Raw genomic sequence first — 10,927 nt, 5'->3', positions numbered from 1 at the left:
GGCTCGCTCATGGCCCCATCCTGCCTGCTCGCGGACAAGCCGTGACGCGCTCCACAGGCACGATGCTCGCACCCGGGGCAGAATGGGCTGGATGTGTCGGGACAGGCGTCGAGGCAAGGAGGCTCGCGAGTGACGGACACGGCCCACACCACACGGCTGGCCGAGGAACGCCGGATGACCGTGGATCGACTCGAGGCACTCCAGCGGGAGTTCGGCCAGGTGGTCGAGGCGTCCGTGGACTCCAACTCCGACGACGAGCACGACCCGGAGGGAGCGACGATCGCCTACGAGAGGTCCCAGGTCGCCGCGCTCATCGACCAGGCCGAGCAGCACCTGTCCGAGATCGATGCTGCCGAGGCGCGCATCGCGGAGGGGACGTACGGCACGTGCGTCGTCTGCGGTCGACCGATCCCGGACGAGCGGCTCGAGGCGCGGCCCACGGCCACGACCTGCATCGACCACGCGGGCGCCGCCCACCACCGCTGACGTCGGGCGCCGCGGAGTCCGCGACTGCGCTCAGCGGCTCCTCAGGCCAGGCCGGTCTCGAGCAGGGCGAACGCCTCGTCGACGGCGTCCTCGACGGTGCCGGTGCCACCGGACTGCTGGTGCTCGATGGACGCACGCACGGCGGCGAGCGCGGTCGCCACGGTGACCCGCGGCCGCACCGACTCCCGGGGGTCGATCCCGAGCCGGGCGGCCACGACGTCGGTCAGGACGTTCTCGGTGCGGAGGTTGTTGCCGACCAGGGCGGGACCGAGGGCCGGCTCGCCGAGGAGCACCCGACGCCGCTGCGCCCGAAGGTCGGGGTCGTAGCTCGACGGAGCCAGCCGGTCCCGGACGATGACGCGGATCGAGTCGAGGATGGGCTCGTCCTCGGGCCGCTCGGCCAGCTGCGTCCTCAGCTCGTCAAGATCGGCGGGAGTGGTGCCGAGGACCGCACCCTCCTTCGTCGGGAAGTAGTTGAAGAAGGTCCGGGGGCTGACCCCGGCGCGCCCCGCGATCTCGTCGGTCGTCACGGAGTCGAAACCGAACTCCTCGACGAGGTCGAGCGCGGCGCGGTGGATGGCGCGGCGGGTCTCGCGCTTCTTGCGCTCGCGCAGTCCTCTGTCCGGTTGCTCCATGTCCGCATGTTAGGAAATTCGTGCAGAGTGTGCAACTTTGCAGCGAGTGCAATGTTCGCGTACCGTTCTCCCATGCCCCGAACGTCAACGCCTGCCCCGACCGCTGACCCGGCCGGTGCGCCCACCGGGTTGGATCCCCGATCGCGACAGATCTTCACGGCCCTCATGCTCGGCATGCTGGTGGCCTCGATCAGCCAGACCATCGTCGGCCCGGCGATGCCGCGCATCGTCGCGGAGCTGGGCGGGATGGAGCACTACTCGTGGCTCGCGACTGCCGCCATGCTCGCCAGCGCGATCACCGTGCCCATCGTCGGCAAGCTCTCGGACGTCTACGGGCGACGCGGGTTCTACCTCGGTGGGCTCGTCGTCTTCATGGTCGGCTCGATCCTGTCCGGCCTGGCGCAGAACTTCTGGTGGCTCATCGCCGCCCGGGCAGTGCAGGGCGTCGGGATGGGGACCCTCATGCCCCTGTCGCAGACGATCATCGGCGACATCATTCCGCCGCGGCAGCGGGGCAAGTACCAGGGCCTCATGGGTGGCGTGTTCGGCCTCTCCTCGATCCTCGGGCCGCTCGTCGGCGGCTTCGTCACCGACCACTGGGGCTGGCGCCTGCTCTTCTTCATCAGCCTGCCCGTCGGCATCGCGGCGTACTTCGGGATCAGCCGGTTCCTCCACCTCGAGCACGTCCGGCAACGGCCGGTCATCGACCGGGCGGGCATCGCGCTGCTGTCCCTGGCGCTCATCTTCCTGCTCGTTCCCACGTCGCTGGGCGGCACGACCTGGGCCTGGGACTCGCTGCCCGTCATCGTCATGTATGCCGCTGGGCTCGTCACGCTCGCAGCGTTCCTCGCCGTCGAGCGGCGCGCCGTGGAGCCCGTCCTGCCGCTGCACCTGTTCCGGAGCTCGGTCTTCACGCTGTCCAACATCGCGAGCTTCATGGTCTCGGTGATGATGTTCGGCGCGATGATCTACCTGCCGGTGTACGCCCAAGGGGTGCTGGGAGTCTCGGCGACCAACTCCGGCCTCATCCTGATGCCTATGTCGGTGGCGATGATCGGGTTGTCCATCATCGCCGGACTCGTCATCACCAGGACCGGGCGGTACAAGCTGCAGACGCTTGGCGGGATCCTGCTCATGGGCGCTGGCTTCTGGATGCTCATCCGGCTCGACTACTCCGCCACCGAGCTCGACCTCACCCTCGCGATGGTGGTCTTCGGCATCGGCCTCGGCATCGCGCTGCAGGTGTACACCCTCATCGTCCAGAACGCGACGGCCCGCCGCGACCTGGGCGTGGCCACCGCGTCCACCCAGTTCTTCCGCAACGTCGGGTCGACCGTGGGCATCGCGGTGTTCGGCACCATCATGAGCAGCGGCCTCGCCGGCAACATCGCCTCGCACCTGCCCCCGGGCGTCGCGGAGCAGATGGCCGCGTCGGGTCAGGAGGTCAATGCGGGTGCGGTCCTGGACCCGTCGGTCCTCGCGGGACTGCCTGCCGAGGTGGCCACGGGCGTCCAGCGCGGGCTCGCCGACTCGCTGCACGACGTCTTCCTGTGGGGGCTGGTTCCGTTCGTCCTCGCCCTGGTGGCAACGGTGTTCATCAAGGAGCTTCCGCTGCGCAACACGGTGCACACGGCCGATGAGGCGGGGCGCGAGCTGCTCGACACGCTGAACCAGACCGCGCCGGACGACGCGCTCGTCGTGCCGCTGGGCCGGGAGGCCGGCAACACCCGCACGAATGAGCGCCTCCTCGGCCTCCGGCTCGGGCTGCTCGCCGAGGCGGCCCTGACCGGCGACCGCCCGCTCCTGGCTCGGGCCGTGACCGAGGTCGGGCAGGGGGACCTCCGACGCGGCGCCGCCCTCCTCGAACACACCTCGCGGATGCTGACCACCGAGGACAACGATGTCGCAGCGCAGACGGAGCCCTATGCGGTGGAGGTCGCTGCGCTGGCACGTCGCTCGGGTGGGACGCTGACGGAGGAGCTCAAGCGCGAGCTCGCCGCCGCGGTGGCCGAACGCGACGTGCGGACCGTGTTGACCACGGTCGAGCCGACGCTGGCCGAGCGGTACGAGGCCGTCGACATCGGCTTGCTCGAGCGGGTTGGGGACGACCTCAGCGCCGCCTTCCTCGTCGACACCGCGCGCTCCCGCCCCTGACCGGCCCCCCACCGACGCAACACACCCGCTTGTCGCGCGCTTGCCCCTGTTGCAGCCGGGGTGGGCGCGCGGTAAGCGGGTGTGTTGCGTCGGGGTGGCGTGTCAGCCCCAGACGAGGGCCTGGCCCGGATCCTCCATGATCGCCGCGAGGTCGGCGAGGAACCTCGATCCCAGCTCACCGTCGATGAGCCGGTGGTCGAAGCTCATGGCGAGCTGGGTCACGTGCCGGATCGCGATCTCGTCGGTGCCGTTGGCGTCGCTCACGACCCAGGGCATCTTGCGGATCGCGCCGAACGCGACGATCGCCGACTCCCCCGGGTTGATGATCGGCGTCCCGCTGTCGACACCGAAGACGCCGACGTTGGTGATGGTGATCGTCCCGCCGGACATCTCGGCCGGCTGCGTGCGCCCCTCGCGCGCGGTCGCCGTCAGCTCACCGATGGCCTGGGCCAACTGGAGCATCGACATCGCGTGGGCATCCTTGATGTTCGGGACGATCAGCCCGCGCGGCGTCGCGGCAGCGATGCCGAGGTTGACATAGTTCTTCTGGACGATCTCCTGCGCCGCCTCGTCCCACGTCGCGTTGACACCGGGGTTGCGGCGGATCGCCAGGACCATCGCCTTGGCGAGGACGAGCAGCGGCGTGACCTTGACCTCGCGGAACTCCCGCGACGCCTTGAGGCGGTCGACCAGCTCCATCGTCTTCGTCACGTCGACCGTGACCCACTCGGTGACGTGCGGCGCGGTGAACGCGGACCCGACCATCGCCTGGGCGGTCATCTTGCGCACACCCTTGATCGGAGTGCGCACCTCCCGCTCACCGGAACCAAGACCCATTCCGTATGCCGCTGGGCTCGCGGCCGCTGACCCGTCAACTCCCAGCGCGGCGGGCTCAGCGACGGGCTGCGCAGTGCCCGCGGCATAGGCCTGGACGTCGTCGCGGGTGATGATGCCGTCGGCGCCCGACCCCTGCACGGACCAGAGGTCGACGCCCAGGTCTTTGGCCAGCTTGCGAACCGGCGGCTTGGCCCTCGGCCGACCCTCGCGGGCCACTGGCGCCACGGCAGGAGCCGGCACGGCGTGGGCTCGCGACTCCGTGCGCGGGGCCGGGGCCATCTCCTCCGCGATGGGCTCGTGCTCCGCCACCTGCTCGGTCTCGGTCGGAGCCGAGGCGCGAGCCGGCGCGGCGTCTGGAACCGAGCCCAGCGGCATACGGCCATCGGCTTGTTTGCGCGCTCGGCGTGCCGTCGCCCCGGCCTTGGCGCCGTAGCCGACGAGGATCGCCTCCTGCTGCTCCGCCTTGTCCGGCGCCGCGGCGTCAGCCGTCGGGGCAGCAGGCTCCTCGTCGCCGCCCTGGCCGTCGTCGATCGTGATGATCGGGGTGCCCACGTCGACCGTGTCACCGACCTCGACGAGCAGGTCCTTGACCGTGCCGGCCCACGGGATGGGCAGCTCGACGAGCGACTTGGCCGTCTCGACCTCGAGCACCATGTCGTTGACCTTGACGGTGTCGCCCGGCGCGACCTTCCACTCGACGATCTCGGCCTCGACGAGGCCCTCACCGGGGTCCGGGAGCTTAAACGTTCGGATTGCCACTATCGGAAGCCTCTCTGCGCTCGTTCTTGCGCTCGTTCTAGAAGGACAGGGCGCGGTCGACGCCGTCGAGGATCCGATCGAGGTCGGGGAGGAAGTCCTCCTCCATCCGGCTCGGCGGGTAGGGAATGTTGGCGCCGCCCACCCGGACGACCGGGGCCTCGAGCTCGTAGAAGCACTGCTCGGTGACCTGGGACGAGATCTCCGCGGCCATGCCCAGGAAGCTGCTCGCCTCGTGGACGACAACGAGCCGGCCCGTCTTGCGCACGGACGACACGATGGTGTCGATCGGCAGCGGCGACAGCGAGCGCAGGTCGATGACCTCGATCGACGTGCCCTCGGTCTCTGCCGCGGCAGCCGACTCGAGCATCGTCTTCACGACCGGGCCGTAACCCAGGAGCGTGACGTCGGTGCCCTCTCGGATGACGTTCGCCTCGAAGAGACCTCGCGGCGCTTCCGCGGCAGCGGTGTCGTACTCGCCACGGTCGTGGTAGCGGCGCTTCGGCTCGAAGAACATGACCGGGTCGTCGCACTCGATCGCCTGCTGGATCATCCAGTGCGCGTCCTCCGGGTTCGAGCAGGAGACGACGCGCAGTCCCGCGGTGTGGGCGAAGTACGCCTCCGGGCTCTCCGAGTGGTGCTCCGGGCTGCCGATGCCGCCGCCGAACGGGATGCGGATGACGATGGGCATCGTGATGGCCCCGAGCGACCGGGCCCGCATCTTCGCGACCTGGCTGACGATCTGGTCGAAGGCCGGGTAGACGAAGCCGTCGAACTGGATCTCGCACACCGGTCGGTAGCCCCTCAGGGCCAGCCCGACCGCGGTGCCGACGATGCCCGACTCGGCGAGCGGGGAGTCGATGACGCGCTCCTCGCCGAAGTCCTTCTGCAACCCCTCCGTGATCCGGAAGACGCCGCCGAGCTTGCCGATGTCCTCACCGATGAGGACGACCTTGGGGTCCTTCTCCATGGCCTTGCGCAGCCCGCTGGTGAGGCTCTTGCCGAGCGTGACCTTCTCGAGCGCCATCACTTCGCCTCCTCGAAGCTCGCCTGGTAGGCCAGGAAGGCGGCGCGCTCAGCCTCCATGACCGGGTGCTCCTCGGCATAGATGTGGTCCCACATCGTCTCGCCCGGAGGAGTCGCCATGGTGATGCAACCCTGCCGGAGCTCCGCGGCGAACGAGTCCGCCTCCTCGTCGACCCCGGTGAAGAATGCGTCGTCGGCCCAGCCCTCCCGAGACAGGTAGGTCTTGAGGCGCTGGATCGGGTCGCGGAACTTCCACTGCTCGACCTCGGCCGAGACCCGGTACTTCGTCGGGTCGTCGGCCGTCGTGTGCGCGCCCATGCGGTAGGTGAAGGCTTCGATGAGGAGCGGGCCGTTCCCGTTGCGGGCCTCGTCGAGGCAGTGCTGGGTCACGGCGTAGGTGGCGAGCACGTCGTTGCCGTCGACCCGCATGCCGGGGAAGCCGAAGCCTCGCGCCCGCTGGAAGAGCGGGATGCGGGTCTGCTTGGACACGGGCTCGGAGATGGCCCACTGGTTGTTCTGGCAGAAGAACACGACCGGCGCGTCGAAGGACGCGGCATAGACGAAGGCCTCGTTGACGTCGCCCTGCGCGGACGCGCCGTCACCGAAGTAGCAGATGACCGCGGTGTCCCGCTCGGGGTCACCGGTGCCGACGTTGCCGTCCATCTTGACGCCCATGGCATAGCCGGTGGCGTGCAGCGTCTGGGCGCCGATGACGATGGTGTAGAGGTGGAAGTTGTGGTCCCTCGGGTCCCATCCGCCCTGGCTGACGCCGCGGAAGAGCTGCAGCGAGCTCTGCGGGTCCATGCCGCGCACGAAGCCGACGCCGTGCTCCCGATAGGTGGGGAAGCACATGTCGTGCGGCTTCAGCGCGCGACCGGAGCCGACCTGGGCCGCCTCCTGGCCGAGCAGGCTGGGCCACAGTCCGAGCTCGCCCTGGCGCTGGAGGGCATATCCCTCGGCGTCGAGGCGGCGGATGAGGACGAGGTCGCGGTAGAAGCTGCGTAGGTCATCGGGCGTGAGATCCGCGACGTACTTGTCGTAGTCGGGGTGGGAGAGACGCTCGCCCTCGGGGGTCAGCAGCTGGATCATGTCCGGGCCGCCGTCGCCGACCGCCGGGGTCGGTTCGTGCAGCTCGGCGACTACTTTGTCGCTCACTGGGGCTCCTTCACCGGAGTGGGGTTCCGGCATTTTTGGTCGGGCCGCGAGCGGGGTTCTCCCGCCCGACGGCTGGGTCACACGGGCCCGCCGAGGGTGACGGCGGAGCCTGAGGGTCCTCTCAACCGGAACTTACCGGAGGCCGCCAGAAATCTCACAATGCGGACGGCTGCCTGGAGGGTTGTCCGTTGAAACCCCTTGCTTGATGCAAGTTAGCCGGGCTAGCGTGACTTGCATCATGCAAGTTCAACGGAAGGGCACCGATCCCATGAGCACCGACCTCACGATGAGCTTCACCGTGGAGCAGACTCCACAGCAGGTCTTCGACGCGGTCAACGACGTCCGGAGCTGGTGGTCCGGCAACATCGTCGGCGACACCTCCACCCTCGGGGCCGAGTGGACCTACAGCGTTCCCGACATCCACTTCTCGAAGCTGCGGATCACGGAGCTCGTCCCGGCCGAGCGTGTGTCGTGGCTCGTCCTCGACAGCCATCTCACCTTCATCGAGGACAAGGAGGAGTGGACCGGCACGACGGTCCACTTCGAGATCACCGAGGAGTCAGCGGAAGCCGGCGACAACCGCCGCACCCGACTGACCTTCACCCATGAGGGGCTCAACGCAGAGCAGGAGTGCTACGACGTGTGCAACACCGCCTGGGGCCAGTACATCCTCGGCAGCCTGAGGACCCTGATCCAGGCCGGCGCGGGCCGACCGGACTTCTTCAGCAACCAGGAGTCACTCGAGGCCGCCCTCAGCGGCACCGTCGAGACCCCCAACGTCTCCTGACCAGCCTCCTCTCCTGCGGTTGGTCAGATCGACTCGACGCGTGCGGTGAGCGGTCCACCCGCGTCGCCGGTGTTCACCGTTCCCTCTGGCTCGATGAGCACGGCGTGGACCTCCTCCTCCGCCACCGGGCAGTGCTCGACCCCGCGCGGCACGACGAACAGCTGCCCGGGGTTGAGCACGACGTCACGATCGCGCAGCCGGATGGTCAGGCGGCCGGAGACGACGAGGAACAGCTCGTCGGTCTCCTCGTGGGTGTGCCAGACGAACTCGCCCTTGATCTTCACGACCTTGATCTCGTAGTCGTTCAGTCGGGCGATCGCCTTGGGCGACCAGTGCTCAGAGACGAGCGACAGCTTCTGCGCGAGATCGATCGGGTCAAGGTCCATGCGGCCAGCATCGCACCGGGCGCGGCGCGACCCCGAGTCCTTTTCCGGCTCAACTGAGCCCACTCGACGCAGGCGTGGTCGGTCGTCCTCCGACAATCGGGCCGCGGCGCTGTTGTCGACGCGCTGTCGGCGGGAACCCCACCGACGTCCCAGCCCCGGCGGGATTGTCGGAGGTGCGCGCCCGCTCGGCCCCACGCGCCCGCTCAGTCCCAGCGTGCCGTGTCCCCGTCGAGGGTCACGGTCGTCAGCGGCGGGTGCCCCAGTTCCACTGCGGCGTGGTCAGCAGTCCCTGGCCCTCGACGAACGTCTCGCCGATGTCCTTGGCGAGGGTGACGCGCCGCGCCGGAGAACCCAGTCCCACCTGGGCAGCCTCGTCGTCCACGTCGTCGGTGACACCGAGCTCCCGGATCAGCGCCTCTGAGTGCGACACGACCATGACCTGGCTGCGCTCGGCGGCCGTCCGGATCAGGCGGGCGAGCGGCGGCAGGAGATCCGGGTGCAGTGAGGTCTCCGGCTCGTTGAGGACCAGGAGCGGCGGCGGGTCGACGGTGAGGAGTGCGGCGACGAGGCACAGGTAGCGCAGCGTGCCGTCGGACAGCTCGGCCGCCGAGAGCGGGCGCAGCATGCCGGGCTGGTGCAGGTGCACGTCGAACCGCCCGTCGACGACGGGCACGTCGAGGATGGCGCCGTCGAAGGCGTCCGCGATCGCACTGTCCAACACCGACCGGCCGTCCTCCCGAATGGTCTGCAGGGCAGCAGCCAGATCGGAGCCGTCATCTGCGAGGACCGGCGTCCGCGTCCCCACACCAGTCTGACGGGCGGGTGCCGCAGCGTCGGCTCGGAAGCCGTCGTAGAAGCGCCATCCGCGGATCATCCGCCGCACCCGCAAGAGCTCGGGCGCCCGATCAGGGTCGGCGAGCTCGGTGAGCATGGACTCCCAGGGACGCAGGGTCCCCGACAGCTCGGTCCACCCCGTCCGACGGGTATCACGCCGGCCCCCCGACCCCGCGAGCGGCTCGGGATCGGACTCCCACTCGTCAGCGCCCCAGCCACCATCCCACTCGGCCTCCTCGACGGAGCGGGTCTCGACGATGGACCAGCGTCGACGCACAAGCACGGTGTTGGGCCGCATGATCGGCCCGGCCCACACGACCTCGCGCTTGATCTCGGGGTCGCGCAGGAAGGCCGATGACCCGTCGGCCCCTGAACTCTGTTGCGGCAGACCGAGGTCCACGAGGTACCCGAAGTCATCCGAGGCGAAACCCAGCCGCAGGCTGATGGGACCCTTGCGCCTGGTGCCCTCGGCGGCATACCCCTGCTTCCGCGTCCCGCCCAACGTCGCCGGTCCCGCCCACAACGCCGACTGCAACCCGCCCTCGCGCGCCAGCGAGCCGATCACCTCACCGCGGCCACATCCGGCGAGCAGCCGCAGCGCACGGTAGAGGGACGACTTCCCCGAACCGTTGGCGCCCGTGACGACGTCCAGCCCATGGAGCGGCACGACGACGTCCCGAAGCGATCGATAGCCAGCGACGGCAACGCAGGTCAGCATCATGGCCGTGCCCGTGCCCGGCCGTCGGTTCATCGTCGCTCCCAGCGGAACGTCAGCTTTTGACCGGGCTGGAGCTGGGCCGCCCGGTCGACGTCGGCGGTGCGGACGACGCCGATGACAGGGTAGCCACCGGTGACCGGATGGTCGTTGAGGAAGAGGACCGGCAGTCCGTTGGGCGGCACCTGGATCGCTCCCCGCACCATCCCTTCGCTCGGCAGCTCCACGTCACGCCAAGCCACGTGCCGCTCGATCGGCTCCCCTTCCAGGCGAATCCCCTTGCGGTCGCTGCGTCCCGAGACGGACCACTCGCGCTCGGCGAGACTCTGGGGCCGGGCGAACCAGTCCTGCCTCGGCCCCGGCAGGACGGCCAGCTCGACCGGGCCGGACGGTGGAGAGGGCACCGGTGCAAGGTCGACGTGGGGGAAGACGCCCAAGGCGGGCCCGACCTCGATCACCTGCCCTGACCTCAGCGGTTCCGGGCCGAGACCGGACATGGTGTCGGTCGCCCGGGAGCCGAGAATCTCCGGCACAGCCAGCCCACCACGGAAGGAGACGTACGTGCGAAGCCCGCTCAGCGGCATACGGAGGCACAGCTCTTGTCCGTCACGCATCGCGAAGGGTGCGGCATACGCGACCACGCGCCCGTCCACCTCGGCCGGAGCGGGTGCCCCGGTGAGGCACGCGAGAAGGTCCCCGCGCGCCCGCAGTCGCAGGCCCCCGAAAGTGGCCTCGAGCGCGCCGAGCCCGGCCGGATTGCCGAGCAACCGCCCGCCGATGAGGTAGGACGAGACGTCGGCGGCGCCCGCGCGCCCGACGCCCACGGCCAGGTGGCCCGGCCGACCGAGGTCCTGGACCAGGGTGAGGGGGCCCGGCTCGACGACCTCGATGCCGCGACTCATCGTCGATCCCGCACGAAGTGGACGGTCGTGCCCGGCACGAGCAGGGCCGGTGGCTGGCGCGTGACGTCCCAGAGCACGACGTCGGTCGTCCCGATGAGCTGCCAGCCCCCTGGGGACTCTCGGGGGTAGACACCGCTGTACTCGCCTGCGACAGCGACGGATCCGGCGGGGACACGGGTCCGCGGCTCCGCCCGGCGAGCGACCTGGAGGCGCGGGTCGCCCCCGACGAGGTAGGCGAAGCCGGGGGCGAACCC

At 69.8% G+C, this 10,927-nt stretch carries 11 protein-coding genes; 3 read left to right on the top strand and 8 right to left on the bottom strand.

All coding sequences use genetic code 11. The annotated features are described in order from the left end of the window. Nucleotides 1-129 precede the first annotated feature (129 nt). Nucleotides 130-486, top strand: coding sequence for a TraR/DksA family transcriptional regulator (locus tag VIR15_RS05930; protein ID WP_331926553.1), 357 nt, complete (start codon nt 130-132; stop codon nt 484-486). A gap of 41 nt (nt 487-527) precedes the next feature. Here VIR15_RS05930 and VIR15_RS05925 read toward each other — a convergent pair whose 3' ends face one another. Further along, nucleotides 528-1,121, bottom strand: coding sequence for an acyl-CoA-like ligand-binding transcription factor (locus VIR15_RS05925; RefSeq protein WP_331926552.1), 594 nt, complete (start codon nt 1,119-1,121; stop codon nt 528-530). 72 nt (nt 1,122-1,193) lie between these two features. On the opposite strand from VIR15_RS05925, the gene VIR15_RS05920 reads away from it, so the two are divergent. Beyond that, nucleotides 1,194-3,275, top strand: coding sequence for an MDR family MFS transporter (locus tag VIR15_RS05920; protein WP_331926551.1), 2,082 nt, complete (start codon nt 1,194-1,196; stop codon nt 3,273-3,275). Nucleotides 3,276-3,377: 102 nt separating this feature from the next. Here VIR15_RS05920 and VIR15_RS05915 read toward each other — a convergent pair whose 3' ends face one another. The 3 genes from VIR15_RS05915 to pdhA are packed head-to-tail and all read right to left on the bottom strand — an operon-like array spanning nt 3,378 to nt 7,049. Next, nucleotides 3,378-4,871 carry a dihydrolipoamide acetyltransferase family protein gene (locus tag VIR15_RS05915; RefSeq protein ID WP_331926550.1) on the bottom strand — a complete coding sequence of 498 codons (1,494 nt, stop codon included), beginning with the start codon at nt 4,869-4,871 and terminating at the stop codon, nt 3,378-3,380. Between the two features lie 37 nt (nt 4,872-4,908). Further along, entirely contained in the window at nt 4,909-5,895 is a 987-nt protein-coding gene (locus VIR15_RS05910) for an alpha-ketoacid dehydrogenase subunit beta (protein ID WP_331926549.1), read from the bottom strand. Then, nucleotides 5,895-7,049, bottom strand: a complete 1,155-nt coding sequence (pdhA, locus tag VIR15_RS05905) for a pyruvate dehydrogenase (acetyl-transferring) E1 component subunit alpha (RefSeq protein ID WP_331926548.1) — start codon at nt 7,047-7,049, stop codon at nt 5,895-5,897. Before pdhA ends, VIR15_RS05910 begins: the two co-directional genes overlap by 1 nt. Before the next feature lie 268 nt (nt 7,050-7,317). Here pdhA and VIR15_RS05900 point away from each other — a divergent pair, with 268 nt between their 5' ends. Further along, nucleotides 7,318-7,836, top strand: a complete 519-nt coding sequence (locus VIR15_RS05900; protein ID WP_331926547.1) for an SRPBCC family protein — start codon at nt 7,318-7,320, stop codon at nt 7,834-7,836. A gap of 23 nt (nt 7,837-7,859) precedes the next feature. Here VIR15_RS05900 and VIR15_RS05895 read toward each other — a convergent pair whose 3' ends face one another. The 4 genes from VIR15_RS05895 to VIR15_RS05880 all read right to left on the bottom strand — a co-directional run. Next, nucleotides 7,860-8,222 carry a cupin domain-containing protein gene (locus tag VIR15_RS05895; protein WP_331926546.1) on the bottom strand — a complete coding sequence of 121 codons (363 nt, stop codon included), beginning with the start codon at nt 8,220-8,222 and terminating at the stop codon, nt 7,860-7,862. Nucleotides 8,223-8,466: 244 nt separating this feature from the next. Continuing rightward, complete coding sequence (locus VIR15_RS05890) at nt 8,467-9,774, bottom strand: AAA family ATPase (protein WP_331926554.1); 1,308 nt, start codon at nt 9,772-9,774, stop codon at nt 8,467-8,469. Nucleotides 9,775-9,803: 29 nt separating this feature from the next. Then, nucleotides 9,804-10,673: a 5-oxoprolinase subunit C family protein gene (locus tag VIR15_RS05885; protein ID WP_331926545.1), complete on the bottom strand. Its 870-nt coding sequence runs from the start codon at nt 10,671-10,673 to the stop codon at nt 9,804-9,806. Then, a partial coding sequence (locus tag VIR15_RS05880; protein WP_331926544.1) for a 5-oxoprolinase subunit B family protein occupies nt 10,670-10,927 on the bottom strand: 258 nt, incomplete at its 5' end. The genes VIR15_RS05880 and VIR15_RS05885, both read right to left, overlap by 4 nt.

This window comes from Intrasporangium sp. (genome assembly GCF_036566125.1).
Lineage (GTDB): Bacteria > Actinomycetota > Actinomycetes > Actinomycetales > Dermatophilaceae > Intrasporangium.
This window is presented reverse-complemented; position numbering and strand designations above follow the sequence as displayed.